General features: G+C 60.0%; 15 protein-coding genes. 8 read left to right on the forward strand and 7 right to left on the reverse strand.

The features are described from left to right. Positions 1-41: 41 nt before the first annotated feature. Entirely contained in the window at positions 42-896 is an 855-nt protein-coding gene (locus P3T24_RS20005; protein WP_074267684.1) for an SDR family NAD(P)-dependent oxidoreductase, read from the reverse strand. Between the two features lie 290 nt (positions 897-1,186). Between P3T24_RS20005 and P3T24_RS20010 the strand changes: the two genes are divergently transcribed. From P3T24_RS20010 to P3T24_RS20020, 3 genes are all read left to right on the forward strand, one after another. Then, complete coding sequence (locus P3T24_RS20010; protein ID WP_429437080.1) at positions 1,187-2,485, forward strand: MFS transporter; 1,299 nt, start codon at positions 1,187-1,189, stop codon at positions 2,483-2,485. Between the two features lie 94 nt (positions 2,486-2,579). After that, positions 2,580-3,491 carry an amidohydrolase family protein gene (locus tag P3T24_RS20015; RefSeq protein ID WP_429437083.1) on the forward strand — a complete coding sequence of 304 codons (912 nt, stop codon included), beginning with the start codon at positions 2,580-2,582 and terminating at the stop codon, positions 3,489-3,491. Positions 3,492-3,988: 497 nt separating this feature from the next. Beyond that, entirely contained in the window at positions 3,989-4,243 is a 255-nt protein-coding gene (locus tag P3T24_RS20020; protein WP_074267686.1) for a hypothetical protein, read from the forward strand. 122 nt (positions 4,244-4,365) lie between these two features. Here the strand turns inward: P3T24_RS20020 and P3T24_RS20025 are convergent, their stop codons facing one another. Both P3T24_RS20025 and P3T24_RS20030 read right to left on the reverse strand, forming a co-directional pair. After that, positions 4,366-5,463: a hybrid sensor histidine kinase/response regulator gene (locus P3T24_RS20025; protein ID WP_074267687.1), complete on the reverse strand. Its 1,098-nt coding sequence runs from the start codon at positions 5,461-5,463 to the stop codon at positions 4,366-4,368. Positions 5,464-5,676: 213 nt separating this feature from the next. Next, the gene (locus tag P3T24_RS20030) at positions 5,677-6,588 is read right to left on the reverse strand and encodes a LysR substrate-binding domain-containing protein (RefSeq protein WP_429409102.1); all 912 of its coding nucleotides are present in this window, start codon (positions 6,586-6,588) and stop codon (positions 5,677-5,679) included. A gap of 115 nt (positions 6,589-6,703) precedes the next feature. On the opposite strand from P3T24_RS20030, the gene P3T24_RS20035 reads away from it, so the two are divergent. The 3 genes from P3T24_RS20035 to P3T24_RS20045 all read left to right on the forward strand — a co-directional run bounded on the left by P3T24_RS20035 (position 6,704) and on the right by P3T24_RS20045 (position 10,871). Beyond that, complete coding sequence (locus P3T24_RS20035) at positions 6,704-7,870, forward strand: mandelate racemase/muconate lactonizing enzyme family protein (protein ID WP_074267689.1); 1,167 nt, start codon at positions 6,704-6,706, stop codon at positions 7,868-7,870. Between the two features lie 78 nt (positions 7,871-7,948). Continuing rightward, positions 7,949-9,274, forward strand: a complete 1,326-nt coding sequence (locus P3T24_RS20040) for a dicarboxylate/amino acid:cation symporter (RefSeq protein WP_429437086.1) — start codon at positions 7,949-7,951, stop codon at positions 9,272-9,274. 406 nt (positions 9,275-9,680) lie between these two features. After that, positions 9,681-10,871: a porin gene (locus P3T24_RS20045; protein WP_429437560.1), complete on the forward strand. Its 1,191-nt coding sequence runs from the start codon at positions 9,681-9,683 to the stop codon at positions 10,869-10,871. 118 nt (positions 10,872-10,989) lie between these two features. On the opposite strand, the gene P3T24_RS20050 is transcribed toward P3T24_RS20045, so the two are convergent. Next, positions 10,990-11,205, reverse strand: coding sequence for a hypothetical protein (locus P3T24_RS20050; protein ID WP_074267691.1), 216 nt, complete (start codon positions 11,203-11,205; stop codon positions 10,990-10,992). 180 nt (positions 11,206-11,385) lie between these two features. On the opposite strand from P3T24_RS20050, the gene P3T24_RS20055 reads away from it, so the two are divergent. After that, on the forward strand, positions 11,386-13,191 hold the full coding sequence (locus tag P3T24_RS20055; protein WP_074269335.1) for an ABC transporter transmembrane domain-containing protein: 1,806 nt from the start codon (positions 11,386-11,388) through the stop codon (positions 13,189-13,191). Positions 13,192-13,201: 10 nt separating this feature from the next. Here the strand turns inward: P3T24_RS20055 and P3T24_RS20060 are convergent, their stop codons facing one another. After that, complete coding sequence (locus tag P3T24_RS20060; RefSeq protein WP_429437089.1) at positions 13,202-13,864, reverse strand: hypothetical protein; 663 nt, start codon at positions 13,862-13,864, stop codon at positions 13,202-13,204. A gap of 387 nt (positions 13,865-14,251) precedes the next feature. Here P3T24_RS20060 and P3T24_RS20065 point away from each other — a divergent pair, with 387 nt between their 5' ends. Beyond that, positions 14,252-15,244 (forward strand): hypothetical protein, encoded by a 993-nt coding sequence (locus P3T24_RS20065; protein ID WP_429437092.1) that lies wholly within the window; start codon positions 14,252-14,254, stop codon positions 15,242-15,244. A 37-nt stretch (positions 15,245-15,281) separates the two neighbouring features. Here P3T24_RS20065 and P3T24_RS20070 read toward each other — a convergent pair whose 3' ends face one another. Further along, a complete protein-coding gene (locus tag P3T24_RS20070) occupies positions 15,282-16,277 on the reverse strand; it encodes an asparaginase (protein ID WP_429437095.1) in 996 nt (331 codons plus the stop codon). 88 nt (positions 16,278-16,365) lie between these two features. After that, a complete protein-coding gene (locus tag P3T24_RS20075; protein ID WP_429437098.1) occupies positions 16,366-17,460 on the reverse strand; it encodes a GlxA family transcriptional regulator in 1,095 nt (364 codons plus the stop codon). Between the last annotated feature and the right edge of the window lie 148 nt (positions 17,461-17,608).

Genomic DNA, 17,608 nt, shown 5'->3' on the forward strand with positions numbered 1-17,608 from the left:
CTCAGCCAACCTGGCATCGGGCCGGTTGGCCAGAGCTGCGCCTAGCGAGGCTGCTTGATAAATGCCTCGAATGCCGCTGCGTGGTCAGGATGCCACCGCGACAGCGCAGGACGGTTCTCGACGATATCGCCGGCCGCCCAAAGAATGCGCCGCTCGTCGAGCGCTCGCGGCACGTCGTTGTCCGGGCAGAGAATGTAAAAGTCGCCGGCTTCCAGACGCTCCAGCATGAACTCGACGGTTTGCTCCGGCGTCCACGCGGCGGCCGGTTTCTCGCCGCGGCCGTGACGTGTCAGTTCCGTGAACACGAAGCCAGGAATCAGCAGGTGAGCGCTGAGCTGGCAGCCCGCGGTATTGCGCAGTTCGTGCTGCAATGCCTCGGTGAACGCCTTCAGCCCAGCCTTCGCAACGTTGTAGGCCGGATCGCCGGGCGGCGTGGTGATGCCTTGCTTCGAACCGGTATTGATCACGAGACCCGGGCGACCACGTTTGATCATCTCCGGTACGAACACCTGGGTGCCGTGGATCACGCCCCACAGATTGACGCCAAGCACGCGCTCCCAGTTTTCGGCGGGCCCGAACATCTTGCTGCCCGGCTGAATACCCGCGTTGTTCATCAACACGTCCACACCGCCGAATCGTTCGACGACGGCATCGTGCAAGCGCTGCACGTCGGCGACGACGCTCACGTCGGTTTCGAGCGCGAAGACATCCTGTTTGCCGTTCGCGCTCAGCGCAGCGATTTCCTCCACTGCTTGCGCGATGCGCTCAGCGCCGAGATCGGCGATACAGACACGCAGGCCGAGTTGTGCGAAGCGTTTGGCCGCAGCAAGGCCGATGCCGGCAGCGCCGCCAGTGATCACGGCGACTGCGCCGGGAGTGAGAGCAGAATGAGTCATCGGAATCCTCGCTGGTGCAGGAATCGTGGCGTCAACCAAGGGCCGCGATTTCGATCGGTTCGAACAGGGGAGCTGATGATCCTAGCATGATCGATTGGTTTGCGTGGCCGTCGTGCCTGGCGCAAGGCACAGCCATTCTCGCGAGGCATCGCAAGTTGCTCAGCCGGTGGGACGCAAATTTTTTTATCTACTGAATCTTCATAAACATCCTTTCCGTGCCGTCGTGAGCTTGTAATAATTTTCCATTCGCCAGCGGCGCGAGACCGAGGCTGCAATGAAGGAGACAAGCGATGAACTGGTACGCGTCGTTTAGCAAAGCGGAGCGCACGACCTTCCATTCCGCCTTCACGGGCTGGGTGCTCGACGCTTTTGACTTTATGGTGTTCACCTTTGTCGTCACCTCGCTGATGACGTTGTGGGGCGTCGGCAAGGGCGAGATCGGCTTGCTAAGCACGGTGAGTCTGCTTTGCTCCGCCGCCGGAGGATGGGTGGGCGGCATCCTTGCGGACTGGTTCGGCCGCGTCAAGGTGCTGCAATGGATCATCGTCTGGTTCTCGGTGTTCACCTTCCTGATTGGCTGGTCACAGAACGTAGAGCAACTGTTTGTCCTGCGAGCGTTGCAGGGATTTGGATTTGGCGGCGAATGGGCTGTAGGCGCCGTCTTGATCGGTGAGATCGTTCGGCCGGAGCATCGCGGCAAAACTGTCGGCGTGGTGCAAAGCGGCTGGGCGATTGGCTGGGGCCTCGCCGCCATTCTCTACACGGTGGCGTTCTCTGTCCTCCCCGAAGCGCTGGCCTGGCGCAGCATGTTCTGGGTGGGGCTTGCTCCGGCATTGCTGGTGTTTTATATCCGCAGGCATGTGGCGGAACCTGAGAGCTTCAATAAAGCGCAGCAGATCATGCGCTCGAGCGCGAGACGCCCCTCGTTTCTGCAGATCTTTGCACCCGGGATCCTGCGCACAACGGTATGTTCGTCGCTGATGTGCTCCGGCCTGCAAGGCGGATACTATGCGATCGCCACCTGGATTCCCACCTTTCTGCGGATGGACAGGCACCTGTCGGTGATCGGCACCGGCGGCTACCTGGCTGTGCTGATTACCGGATCGTTTATCGGCTACGCAAGCGGCGGCTATATCTCGGACCGGATCGGCCGGCGCGGCAATATGTTGCTTTTCGCATTCCTGTCTGCGGTCATCACGATCGCCTATACGAAGGTCAACTTCAGCAATTCACAAATGCTCTACCTTGGATTCCCGCTCGGATTTTGTGCGTCCGGAATCTTCGGCGGAGTCGGTGCGCATCTCACGGAGCTGTTTCCCGCTGCGCTTCGCGCGAACGGCCAGGGATTTGCCTACAATTTCGGCCGCGGTATCGGCGCCTTGTTTCCGGCCCTCGTCGGCCTCCTGAGTGCGAAGACCGGACTGGGAAACGCCATTTGCATTCTCGCCGTTATCGCCAACGCGGCCGTGTTTGTGACGGTGTTGGCGTTACCTGAGACGCGAGGACGACGGCTCGACGATGCCGATCATCTGATCCCCGCCCAGCAGCCGGAATCGACCTCCGAGAAGTCTCTGCCGCACGGGACGTGAGCCACGCGGGGCATGCTTCGTCTTTAAGCCTGCTTCGGAGCCGCACGCATTATGGCCGCGCGGACCGGGCAATCCAACATGCAAGGATCCCTAAATGACCGGTTCAACGGAAAATCATGATGCACCGCTGTGTCCGCCGCCCGCTGCAGTGCAATCGGGGCCGTCCACCTTCGTCATGCCGCCCGGCGCCGTGGATACACACGCGCACGTGATCGGAGAGCCGCCGCGTTATCCGTGGATGCCCGATCGCTCGTACACGCCGCCAGCGGCCACCCCCGCAGCCTATCTGAAGATGCTCGACGACACAGGTTCGCAGTATGGCGTGCTGGTCCAGGTGAGCGTGCATGGGCAGGACAACACGCTGCTGCTGGAAACGCTGCGTGCGAATCCGGACAGGTTGCGCGGCGTGGTGGTGCCGTCACTAGGATTAGGCGATGCTGAGTACCAGGACATGACGGACGCCGGCGCGGTTGGATTGCGCCTGAACGTGCTGTTCGGCGGAGGCGGCATCGGTTTTTCGCAACTGGCCGAGTACGACGCATTGGCGCGCGATTGGGGCTGGCATATCCAGTTCTTGCTGGACGCGCGGAGCTTGCCTGAACTCGCGCCGCAGCTCGGCAAGCTGCGCTCGGCCATCGTGATCGATCATATGGGCCACATGCCGACCGCAGTCGGCGTTGGGTCCGCGGGTTTTAAAGGTCTGCTGGCACTGGTGCGCGACGGCGCATGGGTCAAGCTTTCCGGTGCATACCGGCTGAGTACCCAGGCGCCCGCGTACGCCGATACCGCCGATTACGCGCGCGCCCTGATCGCGACGGCGCCGGATCGCTGCGTATGGGGCTCCGACTGGCCGCACGTCGCTTTGTGGGGCGCCATGCCGACAGTCGGGCAGTTGCTCGATACGCTCGCCGTGTGGGCGCCAGATGAGCAGACCCGCACCGCGATTCTGACGAAGAACGCGCACCGGCTATACGGCTTTCGAGAGCCAACCCTCACACGGTCCTGAGAATCCGCGGCCTGGCCTCGTTTGCCGTCACGGCGTCTACCGCGGGCCCCGGCGTATTCGCGCCGTACGCCCCACGCATGGACGGAGACCGCAAACAGCTTCGGGCGCCGTCATCGACGGGCATGCTGTCCTGTCACGCCGCGCTTTGGGCGAAGCAACGCGTCGAGGTCGCGCAGGCCGAGCCGCGGCCGAAAATACCATTGCAATCTACGCAGGCGCGATGCCGATACAGTTCGCCTGGCGTGTGAACGTGATTCTGATCTGTTCATCCTGGTCCTTTGGGCAGCTTGCATTGACCACTCGCGTATCGACCAGAATTTGTAAGTGCTTTAGGTTTCGAAAGACTTCGAAAGTTAAAAGTGTGCGAAGAGTACGTGACGCGAACCGCGACGTTTGCGCTTCACGTTGCCCCAATCGCTATGGATGGAATGGAACTTGCGCTCTCCTGGTTGGAAGCAAGGCTATGAAGCCAAGCCGAACTCACAGGGAGAAAGCAGATGAAATCCAAAGTTATCGTACTGACCGCATGCATCGTCTCAATGGCGCTGGCCGGCGAAGCGAACGCTGCGGGATGCCTGAAAGGCGCCGCGGCTGGCGGCGTTGCGGGCCACTATGTTGGCAACGGCCACGCAGCGGTGGGCGCCGCAGGGGGATGCGCGGTGGGCCATCATATGGCGGCGAAGAAGGCGAAGCAGGACGCTGCCCGACAAGACCAGCAATCCGCTCAGCAGGGTCAATCGCAGGCCCGGTAAGCTTGCCCGGCAAGAAAATCCCGCGGGTGGTCAGCTTTGCCTTTGCGAGGCTAACCCGCCTGCGGTTATTGCTGCTATGTAGAGCCTGATACTGCAAACATCAGATCATTCGCTGGTCAACTTTACCTTGCACCGAGACTTCTCGGCAGCTGCTCGGCCTTAGGCAAGAGCGCGCCGATCATAAAGCCTCTCTCCGTTCGGCTCATGATCACGCGGCCTCTATGTTTAGTGGCGGTGAAATTGACAAATGCCAGCCCCAAACCGAAGCCGCTCGCTTCATTGATCACTCCAGACGGCAGCCGGACAAAGCGCTCCGCGACGCGGTCCGTTTCCCTCGCCGGAATGCCCGTGCCTTCATCCTCCACGCCTATAAGCAGACCCTCGCGCGTATCCGCAAGGATGCAGCGCACGGTCGCGTCACGCGGTCCGTATTTCAATGCGTTGTCGAGCAGGTTGGTGACGAGGCGGGTCAATAGCAGGCTGTCGGCAAGACACACCAGCGAGGTGTCGGGCGCTTCGATGGAGATGCGGCATCCTTTAGCGACAGCCTTTTCATAGAGCTGATCGACGGCAACGATCAGTATCTCGTTCAGGTTGACGATTTCGAATTGCCGCGATTCCGACTGTGCACGCGCCAGATTAAGGAAGCCGTCCGCCAGTTCCAGTGCATTGGTGGCGTGCGTGGCAATACGCTCGAGCAGCGGCGTGAGCGTCCCGTGTTCCGCGCGATAGAGTTCGAGCAGGGCCAGAATGGACGTTTGCGGCGAGCGCATGTCATGCGAGAGAAAATCCATCGCATCGTCGCGCTGGCGCAGACTAATATAGGATGCCGAATGATATCGGATTCGCGCGATCAGCTCGATTGAGTCGGGTAGTTTGACCAGGTAATCATTAGCGCCGGCAACGAATGCTGCGCTTTTTACCGTAGGCTGTTCCCGCGAGGACAGCACGATAACCGGGACGTTCGCCGTGACGGGATGAGTGCGATAGCTGCGCACGATATCCAGCCCATCTATGCCTGGCATGATGAGATCCTGAAGGATTACCGTGGGCTTTATCCGGCACGCCGTGGAGAGGGCTTCGCGTCCCTCGGTGCAGACATGGAGAAGGATGCCGGTCTCGTTCTCGAGGGCGCGTCTTATCACCTCTCCAACAATCGGTTGATCGTCGACCAGTAGTACGGTTGCGACAGGGACGATTGGAGTCTGAAGTGTATTCATGGTGACGATAGGCGATCGGAAGAACCCGAGCGCGGTCCAGATCGAACGTTCGGGAAGGGAACGCGTCGATGTCCAGGCTAGTCTGGTTATATTTCGCGGCGGAGAGCCCAGTTTAAAGGCAACGAACAGCAGTCGGGAGGCCGGGTTCGTTAAGGATTGTTAATTGATGCCATACCGTTATGGCGCGGTCCGCCGGTGTCGGAGAGAAGCGGCCTAAACAGCAGGTATTACTGGCTTTTTAAATCGTTCGACCAGAAAGTCTACGAACGCTCGTGCGCGTGCGGACTGATTGCGCTTGCTTGGATAGTAAACAAAGAGGTCTGCCGAGGGCTGCACAAACTCTGGCAGAACAATGCGCAGTCGTCCGCTCTCCAGGTATTTCGCAAGGTCCCATTCCGAGCGGACCAGGATGCCGTGTCCGTCGAGTGCCCAACCCAGCACAATGTCACCGTCGTTGCTCGACAGCATGCCTTGCACCTTTACCACTTCGGGGTGTCCTTTGTGCACCAGGCGCCAGATTCCATAGGCGTCGTCGTTCTGGCGGTGCACGATGCACTGGTGATCGGAAAGGTCGGCAAGCGTCGCAGGCGTGCCGTGCTGCTCCAGATAGCGTGGCGATGCGCAGAGGAATCGGCGATTCGACATGACGCGCCGCGCGTTGAGTCGCTTGTCGGGCAATGAACCGAAGCGGATGGCCAGATCGACACCACTGTCTACGAGATCGATCGGCCGGTCGGTGACGTCAAGCTGTACTTCCACATGCGGATGACGTTTTGCGAACTCGGAAACAAGCGGCGCGATCGTGGTGCGGCCAAACCCCAGCGTCGCGTTCACACGCAGCAGTCCTCGCGGCATCGACCGGCTGGATGAAACGGCATCTTCCATCTCCCGCACCTCGGCCAGAATTCGCGTCGCGTGGTGCAGGTAGGTTTCACCTTCAGCGGTCAGGCTGACGCTGCGCGTGGTGCGATTCACCAGTCGTACGCCAAGCCGCGCCTCCAGTTGGGCTAACCGCTTGGTCGCTGCGGGTGGCGTCAGATCGAGTTCGCGTGCGGCCGCGGTCAGATTTCCGTGGCGTGCGAGCAGGACGAAAAACTGCAGGTGGGAGGCGAGGTCAGTCTTCACCGTAAGTTAATAAAGAAGTGACTTTCAGTGAATCATAACGCTACTTGTAGGGCATAACCTAGCGGCTCTTACAGCCCGTTGCATCGACGACGCGCGATGCCGCCAGGAGACCCTCATGAAAATCGTTGAAATCCGCGAAAAAACCGTCCCTATCAGCTCACCGATCCGCAACGCCTATATCGACTTCAGCAAGATGACGCTGAGTCTGGTCGCCGTAGTGACCGACGTCGTGCGTGACGGCAAGCCGGTCGTCGGTTACGGCTTCAACTCCAACGGCCGCTACGGACAGGGAACATTGATGCGCGAGCGCTTCATTCCGCGTCTGCTGGAAGCCGCTCCGGACACGCTTATCAACGACGCCGGGGATAACCTCGACCCCCACAAAATCTGGGCCACGATGTTCTCGAACGAGAAGCCGGGCGGTCACGGCGAGCGTTCGGTTGCCATCGGCACAATCGACATGGCGGTCTGGGATGCCGTCGCGAAGATCGAAGGCAAGCCGCTCTTCCAGTTGCTAGCCGACCGCTACGGCAACGGTCAACCCGATCGCAAGGTCTTCGTCTACGCCGCGGGCGGTTACTACTACCCGGGCCAGGACCACGGAAAGCTCAAGGACGAGATGCGCAGCTATCTCGACCGGGGCTATACGGTGGTGAAAAAGAAAATTGGCGGAGCATCGCTCGACGAAGACCTGCGTCGCATCGATTCGATCCTGAGCGTGCTGGGTGACGGCCAGAAGCTTGCAGTCGATGCCAACGGCCGCTTCGATCTCGACACCGCGATTCAATATGCGAAGGCGTTGTCGCAGTACGACCTGTTCTGGTACGAGGAACCGGGTGATCCGCTGGACTTCGAACTGCAAGCGACGCTACGAAACTACTACGCCAATCCGATGGCGACTGGCGAAGACCTGTTTTCGATGCAGGACGCCCGCAACCTCATCCGCTATGGCGGCATGCGCCCAGACCGCGACTGGCTGCAGTTCGACTGCGCGTTGAGCTATGGGCTGGTCGAATACCTTCGCACGCTCGACATGCTTCGCCAGCATGGCTGGTCGCCGAGCCGCTGCGTCCCGCATGGCGGTCACCAGATGTCGTTGAATATCGCCGCTGGCCTGGGGCTTGGCGGCAACGAGTCGTATCCGGATCTGTTCCAGCCGTATGGTGGATTCCCGGATGGCGTGAAGGTCGAGAACGGCCATATCACCATGCCCGACTTGCCGGGTATCGGCTTTGAAGGCAAGGCCGATCTCTTTGCGGAGATGAAGAAGCTTTCCGCGTAAGCCGTTAGCGAAACCGCGCCGGCTCAAAGCGCCGGCGCAGCGTCCACAAAAAAGCAAAAAGGACGACAGGAGACAGACATGCTGGTTTCAACGATTGGAAAATATCTTTCCAGGCTTTATGTACAGGTCCTGATTGGCATCATCGCCGGCATTCTGGTCGGACACTTCTATCCTGAGACCGGCGATCAGCTCAAGCCGTTAGGGGACCTGTTCATCAAGCTGATCCGGATGGCGCTTGCGCCCATCATCTTCGCTTCGGTGGTGGTCGGCATTGCGCGCATGAGCGATCTTCACGAGGCGGGGCGAGTCGGCGTCAAGGCCATTCTTTACTTCGAAGTCGCATCCACCATCGCGCTCGCCATCGGTCTGCTGGTCGTGAACGTCATCAAGCCTGGCAGCGGGATGAACATCGACCCGGCGCATATCGATAGCGCGTCGATTGCAAGCTACACCCACGCGGCGCAGCAGCACGGCACGCTCGATTTCCTGATGAGCATCGTGCCGAACAGTATCGTCGGCGCGTTCGCTAACGGGGACATGCTGCCCATCATCTTCTTTTCAGTGTTGTTCGCAATTGCCCTTGCCAAGCTGGGACCACGTACCGCGCCGCTGGTCGACATGCTCGATATGTTCCTGCAGGGCATGTTCGGCGTGGTTCGAATCGTCATGTATGTCGCACCGATCGGCGCGTTCGGCGGCATGGCATTCACGATCGGCAAGTACGGAATCGGCACGCTCGCATCGTTCGGTCAACTGATGTTCTGCCTTTACCTGACTTCGATCGTCTTCGTGATCGTCGTGCTGGGCGCCGTCATGCGGCTATGTGGTTTGTCCTTGTGGAAGTTTCTCCGTTACATCAAGGACGAAATCTTCATCACGCTCGGTACGGCTTCCACCGAAGCGGTACTGCCGCAGATGCTCATCAAAATGGAGAAGCTGGGTTGTTCGCGGCCCGTCGTCGGAATGGTATTGCCGACCGGTTACACGTTCAATGCAGATGGCACGGCAATCTACCTGACGATGGCGACCCTCTTCATTGCGCAAGCCATGAACATCCACCTGACGATCTGGGATCAGTTGCTGGTGATGAGCGTGCTTCTGCTGACCTCCAAGGGCTCAGCCGGTGTCGCGGGCGCCGGATTCGTCGCACTCGCGGCCACGCTGTCGACCATGCACAAGGTTCCTGTGGCCGGCCTGGTGCTGTTGCTAGGCGTCGATCGCTTCCTGAACGAAGCGCGCGCCGTGACCAATCTGATAGGCAACGGTGTGGCAACTATCGTGGTGGCGCGATGGGAGGGCGCGCTCGATATGACGAAGGCGCGAGCGGTGCTCGACCGCGATGCCGATACTGACATCGAGGCTTCGACACCACCGTTGAAAGATGAAAGTTTTTTTAGAAATTAAATTTTATTTTATAAATGACTTTATTTTCTAAATTTCAGTTGGCCGACGCTGAAATTTCAAATGACGATCGTCCTTTGGTTCAGTTACGTCTTATGAGAATATGCAGCGCTTCCTGTAGCTAAATTGCGACATGAGGGAAGCGGCTGCCCGGGTCATCGACTGGCGATATCTCTCCCTTAGAGATGCACATTTAATGTTGTCCCTTGAGTAGCCGCGTCAATAGCCATTGAATTCAGTAACGTTAAAGTTTTATGAATTTTTGCCCTCAAAAACAGGAAGGCTGATTTCCACGATTTGTGCATTCAATGCAATTGGGCTCAACCCTATACTCCACCCGTTTTCATGGCGGTCGCCGATCGCCAGATGGGAAACGCGAACTTGAATATGGGGTGAGGTTTTGATCAAGATGCGATATCTGGCCGCTGCGTCGGCCATGCTTCTGGCTGGAGCGGCACACGCGCAAAGCAGCGTCACGCTCTTCGGGCTCATTGATACCGGCGTCGTTTACCAGAACAACGCGCGTGTGTCGGAATCGAGCGCCACATCACCGGGCGCCAGCTCCTGGTCGATGCAAAGCGGCAACGTCTTCACGTCGCGTTGGGGTCTGCGCGGCTCGGAAGATCTTGGCGGTGGGCTTGCCGCGGTCTTCTGGCTCGAGAACGGTTTTAACGTTGACAGCGGCGCCCTGAAGAACGGTGGCGACCTGTTCGGCCGGCAAGCCTGGGTCGGTCTGCGTTCGGAACAGTACGGCACGCTCTCACTCGGTCGTCAATACGACTTCATGGTCGACTACGTTGCACCTTTGAGCGCGACGGGTTCGGGCTTCGGCGGCAACCTTGCGTCGCACGTGTACGACAACGACAACCTGAACAACGATTTGCGTCTGAACAACTCGGTCAAGTTCAGCAGTGCGTCGTTTGGCGGCTTCAAGGCAGGCGCGATGTATGCGTTCTCCGGCGAGGCGGGTGATTTTGCCAACAACAGCGCATACAGCCTGGGTACGAGCTACACGTATGGTCCGTTCAACGTCGCGGCCGCATACCTGCAGATCAATCGCACGGCGCAGTCCGCGCTGGCGAACGCAACGGGTGCAGTCAGCACGGGCGACGGCGACCAGCTCACGACGGGCGGCAGCCAGCAGATCTACGGTGCCGGTGTCCAGTACAAGTTCGGCAAGTCCTCCGTTGGCGCGGTGTGGACGCATTCCATCACCGACAACGTGACGGGCATCTGGCAGGGCGGCAGCACGTCTACGGGTGCGATCGGCGGCAGCTATATCAAGTTCGACAACTTCGAAATCAACGGCCGCTATTTCGTGATGCCGGACTTAAGCCTGGGCGTAGCGTACACGTACACGACGGGCGGCTTCGGCGGCGCGACGAAGGGCTTTACGTCGGCCACGCCGCACTGGAACCAGGTGATGGCTCAGGCCGATTACTTCCTTTCGGCTCGCACGGATGTCTATCTGGAAGGCGTGTATCAGCGTGTTGGCGGCGGCAACGGCAATGCAGCGTTTGACGCCAGCGTCTACAGTCTGGATCCGTCGTCGAATAACTCGCAGGTTGTTGTGGCGGTTGGTCTGAAGCACCGCTTCTGATCGTAGCTAGCGTGTAGGTACGGCCCTGCAGTGCGCCGCGAGGCGTGCTGCGGGGCCGTGTATTTTTTGCAGACTTCCGCTCGCGGGCCGATATGAGGGCCGCGCGCAGCTTGAACTCTCAGCGGCGACCGCTACGCCCCCACACGTACCGCACCCAACGCTGCCATCTGCTGCGCGGCATGGCCTGAGCATCATGGCCGGCGCGCGCTTCGCGATCGCGTTCGACGCTCTTTTGCACCTGTTCGTGGATCTGGCGCAACGACATGCCGCCAGGTCCTTTCAGTTTGTCGGGATCGCTATCGGCGTCGGGATCAGGATCGGGTAGGTCTGTCATGGGAATGACTTGCGAGGAATGTGTCGCCCCGATCTTGATCCTTCTGGACGTTCACAGCAAGCGGGCGCTGCCGGGGTGCTGGCAATCTTCTGGGCGGCGTCAGTCTTTTCGCGGGGGAACAACTTCAAATCGGCAGGGACTGGCACAATCGAGGCGATCTTCGATCCCTTGGGAATCCTCATGCCAGACCCTGCACCGGCCTCACGGCGTATCGCGCCGCTGTTTGCCCTGTTTCCCTTCCTGCGTCCGTATGCCGGGCGCTGGGCGCTCGCGTTCCTCGCTCTGATCACTTCGGCCGGTGCGACGCTGGTGTTGCCGGTGGCGTTCAGATACCTGATTGACCGTGGCTTTGCGAGCGGCGAACGCGTGCACATCGATCGTTATTTCCTGGCGATGTTCTTCGTTTCGCTGATTCTCGCTGCCGCGACGGCGCTGCGCTTCTATCTGGTGTCATGGCTAGGGGAGCGCGTAACGGCGGACTTGCGGCGCGCGGTCTACGAGCACGTGCTGGGGATGAGCCCACAGTTCTTCGAAACCACGCAGACCGGAGAAGTGCTGTCGCGGCTTACGGCTGACACCACGTTGATTCAGGCCGTGGTCGGCACGAGCCTTTCCATGGGCTTGCGCAATTTCTTCATGCTGACCGGCGGCGTAGCGATGCTGGTAGTGACCAGTCCTGTGCTGTCGGGCTACATCATCGTTACGTTGCTCGTAGTGGTCGCACCTATCGTCATCTTCGGACGGCGCGTGCGGCGTCTTTCTCGTGCCAGTCAGGACAAGATAGCGAACACGAGCGCACTGGCGGGCGAGGTGCTCAATGCCATGCCTACTGTGCAGTCCTATACGCAGGAGCCTTTCGAGGCGCAGCGGTTTGGCGGCGCGGTGGAAGTGGCTTTCGAAACTGCGCTCACGCGTATCCGGGCGCGCGCGTGGCTGACCGCCGTGGTGATCGTGCTGGTGTTTAGCGCGATTGTCTTCGTGCTGTGGCTCGGGGCGCAGGCGGTGCTGGCCGGGCGCATGACGGCCGGCCAATTGTCCCAGTTCATTCTTTACGCGGTGTTCACCGCTGGCGCGGTAGGGGCGATCGCGGAAGTGTGGGGCGATCTGCAGCGTGCGGCTGGCGCGACTGAGCGGTTGCTGCAGCTGCTGGCCGCGCGCTCGCCAGTGGTACAAGCCGAGTCCACTATCACATTGCCGGCGCGCGGGGACGGCATCCGCTTTGACAACGTGAGCTTCTCGTATCCGTCACGCCCCGGCATCGCTGCGCTATCCGCGCTCTCGCTTCACGTGCGCGCGGGCGAGCATGTTGCGCTAGTGGGACCGTCCGGCGCCGGCAAGACCACCTTGTTCCAATTGCTGCTGCGCTTTTACGACCCACAGGGCGGCACGATTCTGATCAACGGTGTCCCTACGGGACAGGTGCCGCTCGATGAACTGCGCCGTGAGATTGGTGTGGTGCTACAGGAATCGGTGATCTTTTCGGGTAGCGTGCTTGATAACATTCGCTACGGCGCGCCCGAGGCCACGCTCGCGCAAGTTCAGCGCGCTGCGGAAATGGCCGCTGCGGCGGGTTTTATCGAAGAACTGCCGCAGGGCTACGACACGTTTCTCGGTGAACGCGGTGTGCGGCTTTCCGGCGGACAGCGGCAACGCATTGCGATTGCTCGTGCGATCCTGAAGAATCCGCCCATCCTGCTGCTCGACGAGGCCACCAGCGCACTCGATGCCGCCAGCGAACGTCTCGTGCAGAAGGCGCTGGACAATGCCGCGCAAAACCGCACCACGCTGGTCATCGCTCACCGGCTAGCGACCGTTCAGCAGGCCGACCGCATTATCGTGCTGGAACATGGACGCATCATTGCGCAGGGACGTCATGCCGAACTTCTTCTGAGCTCGCCGCTCTATGCCCAGCTAGCGGCGTTGCAGTTTGGTGAGCCGCTGGCGCAGACGGCGGCGGCTGGGAGTCATCAACCGGACTTCGGTTAACGCGCGCAACTCAGAACCGGTAAGTCACACCGATCTGCGCGACCGGGTACCACCTGTAACGGGCTACGTCATTATTGAGCTTCTGCTCTTCCTGATCGATGTTCGCCTGGGTCGTGAACAGTGTGTAGATCTGCGGCACGCTGTAGTCGACGTGTGGACGTCCATAGGCCACGCCCAGATCGAACGTCACCCCAAAGCCCTTCGAAACCGGCTTGTGCCCGTAACCGATGCCGAGATACGGCATCACGTGCGGAAATTCGGCGGTTGCGGATGGAGCAGCGCCGACGGCGGGCACGTAACTATTCCCGATCTTGTAGTTACCGTCCGAGTTGGCGACAGCGTGCGCCTTCAACTCGTCATCGTTGATCAGCGCGCCGGCCGTCACGCGAAAGCCGCTCGACGAAAACGGAAACAGATCGAGGTACAGCCCACCCTGTAACAGCGTGAGACGGCCATCGTAAACATTGCCGTCCACCGTGACCGAATGCGAGAGACCGAAGCCTTCGAGTTCGGCATGCACACCGGCCCACGAACTGAGCGGCAATGCAGCGCCGACGCCGGCGCCCAGCGTGCCACCCTGAACATACACTTCCTGCGCACTTACCGTGCTTGCTGCGCTTGTCGCGAGTATTACCGTTGCTGCTGTGAGAGCAGCATTCTTTACCTGTTTCACCGCGCCTTCTCCCGTAAACGAAATCCGTCTTGTGGAAGAGACTTTACGGTTCGAGCGGCGAGTTCAAATGCATGAACAACGGGGAAATCACACAGCAGTTCTGATTCGTGAAGTCGAACTTCGCGCAACCGGAATTTTCTGCGGGTAAGTATTGCCGGAATCCTAAATGATCGATTCGCCTGCGCAGATTAGACCTGCTTTTTAAGGCCTGTTCGTGAGATTGACGACGACGCCTCGCTTCGATAATCACTCTGTTCATTGGTTCGTCCGTTTCGCACACACGGACATGCAGACGAACCGATTTGTCTGATTAAACGCGGCGCACGAGCGCCTTAGTTTGCGAGTGGCGGGACCGTGTGCACGCCGGCATTTTTGAGTGGAGCAAGCATGTCTTTGTATCAGGCGTCACGGTCATTCGCTGCAGTCGCGCTTATCGCGGCATCGGCCCTGTTGGGTGCATGCGGCGGTGGCGGAGGGTCGGGTAGCGCCAGCAGTACCGCTGCTTCGAACCAGCTAAAACTCTCGACGGCAGTGCAGAGCGAACCGGTTGCCCGCTATGCGGCGGCCTTCGGAATTCTGTCCGGTCCCGGCGTGGGCTCGATCTATTCGTCAGTCGTGCAGTCGTTGGTGACCGGTGTCACGTCGAGCTCGGCCACAACTACCAAGTTGTGTCCTGGCAGTGGCTCGATCGACATCGCCACGCAGAACGCAGGTGCATCCGGTCTGCAAAGCGGGGAGACGGCAACAGTTACCTTCAACCAGTGCGTGGGGCAGGTGCAGGCTCCGGCCGTATCGAGCAGTGCGTCGGTCAGCGGTTCGGTGACGGTGCAGGTGCAAAACGCGCAGGGTGTGGTGGGCAACAATTCGGCGGACTGGTCGTACACCGCCGTTGAAACTGCGAACAACCTGACCTTGACTTCGCCTGACGGTGTCACGTCAGTCAACGGTACGGTAACGTTTTCAATGAGCTACGACGCCGCCACGGGCGCTACCACGACGACCGCAAGTGCACCGACGGTCACGCTGGCCATCACACATACGGCGAGCTCTGGAAACGTCAGCGGCACCGTCACGATTACTGCGCTTGCCTACTCGCGTCTGCACGGCGTAGATCCGTCCAGCGACACGCTGTCGTCCAGCGGCGCGATCAGCGTGCAGGCGAGCGACGCAGTGATTTCTTTCGGGGTCACCACTCCTACCGCGGTTACGATCAGCAACGGCAACCTGAAAGGCGGCGTGATTCAGCTGACGGACGACGGCGCGGTTGAAACGATTACGGCTTCAGGGGCGTCGTCGGTCAATGTTGTCGTTACCGTGGGCACCCAGACGGGGACGTATTCGGAGAATGTAGACAGTCTTGAGCAACTGACTGGAAGCTGAGCGGGAATCCGTGCAGGCCGCAGCGGCTGGTTGCGCTTCAGTAGCGGTAGAACGCGTCCTGCAGATCCGCGCTGCGTTGTTCGCTGCCAAGCGAGAGCATCAGCAGAAGCCGCGCTTTTTGCGGCACCTGATCGTCGACGACGAGCCAGTCGTACTCGTCGTCCGGTTGCGCGGCGTTGCGTATCACGATGCCGCTGCCGGTTCGAGAGGCTCGCACGATCTGCACGCCGCGGCGTCTTGCCCGCTGCAGCGCGCCGACGACATGCGCCGCGACATTGCCGTTGCCGGTAGCCGCGTAAATCAGGCCTCGTACGCCGGATTGCGCGGTGGCGTCGATCACGGCGGCATCGATGCCGCCGTGTGCATAGACAATGCCGACTTCCGGCAACTCGTCTATCGCATCGATCGACCATTGGGTAGTGAGCGTATGGCGGCGCGCCGGCGTGCGGTAATAGCGCGGGCTGCCTTCGACGACATATCCGAGCGGGCCATAGGGTGAGCGGAACGATTCGAGCTTGAACGTGCTGGTCTTGACGACATCGCGCGCACTATGTATCTCATCGTTCGCAACGACCAGCGTGCCCTTGCCGTGAGAGGTTTCGCTGCCGGCGACGAGAATCGCGTTATACAGGTTCAACGGGCCATCTGCGCTGAGCGAAGACGGTGGCCGCATCGAGCCGACTACCACCACGGGCTTTGAACTCTTCAACGTCAGGTGCAGAAAGTAAGCGGTCTCGTCGATCGTGTCGGTGCCATGCGTCACCACGATGCCGTCGATATCGTCCTGCTTGAGCAGCGTATCGATGCGTTTGCCGAGTGTCAGCAGATGCGTGGTTGAGAAGTTCTCCGAACCGATCTGCATCAGTTGTTCCGCACTTACGCGCGCAATAGCGTGCGCTTGTGGGATACCCGATAGCACTTCGTCGATCGATAGAACAGAGCACGCATAGTCCGACGTGTTGACGGACGATGCTCCGCGTCCTGCGATGGTGCCGCCTGTACCGATCACAACGATGTGGGCCTTGTCTTTCATGACAGGCAATGTACGGGTAAAGCCGGGCACTGCGATTGCACCAATCTGCAGAAAAATAGAAGAAAAGCGACAGGGGTGCGGGCTACCGTCAAGCCTCCGTTGCGGGCGCCCCAACGGAGGCGCGCAGTTTGCCGGGCGTCACGCCGTAAGTTTCCTTGAACACGCGAATAAAGTGTGCGGAGTCGGCGAAGCCGCACTCGTACGCGACGTCGGTGACGCGTCGGGCGGTGTTGAGCAACATCCAGCGTGCGTAGCGCAGGCGCATCTGCCGATAAAACTCGTTAGGCGACGTTTTCATGGCTGTCATGAAAGCGCGTTCGAGTTGCCGCACGCTGGTGCCGCTCATTTTGGCGATTACGGCGATATTCAGCGGTGCTTCGAGGTTCTCCTCCATCAGGATGATCGCGTGCCGCACCGTCACGTCTTCAACGGAGAGATAGCCTAGCGCGCGACGCCGTTCGACGAATGAGGTACCGCTTTGCCGGCTGACTGTCATCTGATGAATCACCTTCGACGCGCGGTCGGCTCCACAATGCAGGCTGATCAGACGAGTCGCCAGTTCGATAACGGAGATGCCGCCGGCGCAGGTGATGCGATTACCGTCGATCAGGTAGTCGCTGTGCGTGATGACGCGCAGCGCGGGGAACATCTGCTGGTAATCCTCAAGATGGAAGCTGTGTACGCAGGCCACGTGGCCTTCCATTAGCCCCGCGCGCGCCAGCACAAAGCTGCCTGTGCACATGCCGATTAGCGGAATCCCCGCTCGATCTGCTTGCCGGAGGTAATCCCAATAGCGTGGATGGGCGTCGTCGAGATGCGGCAGCAAGCCGCCAATTGCCACGATGTAATCGAACTGCTCCACTGGCGGAAATGCAGCCTGCGGCGTTACGGTCACGCCGCAACTCGCCTCGACTACCTCGTTCTGTTCGCCGATGATGGTCCATGAACAGCGCAAGGGCCGGCTCTGGTCGCCGAGATCGGCGGCGTGACGCAGCGCATCGCACAGCCCGGCCAGCGAGAGCAGCGGGAAGCGCGGCCAAAGCAGAAAACCCACGTTGAGCTCCGCAGAGCTGGAGCGGTTGCCGCGCTGCTCCGGCATGTCCGCGGCGTGATCCAGATGCTCGACCAGCTCACGGCCCGCGGGGCAATCGTCCCCGCGAATTGCATTGTCGGTTTGGCGCATGACGATTTCCTGATCGAAGAAACGGAACTTGAGCAGAACAAACAATTGAACACGGCCAGTATAAGGCTGGCTGGGCGCATCAATAAGGGTAATCCGCGCTGCCGCAATTCTTCTGTTTTCGGGCCGATCGGTTCAATGCCGATCTTTT

The organism is Paraburkholderia sp. GAS33, from assembly GCF_050436645.1.
In the GTDB taxonomy this organism is placed as follows: domain Bacteria; phylum Pseudomonadota; class Gammaproteobacteria; order Burkholderiales; family Burkholderiaceae; genus Paraburkholderia; species Paraburkholderia phenazinium_B.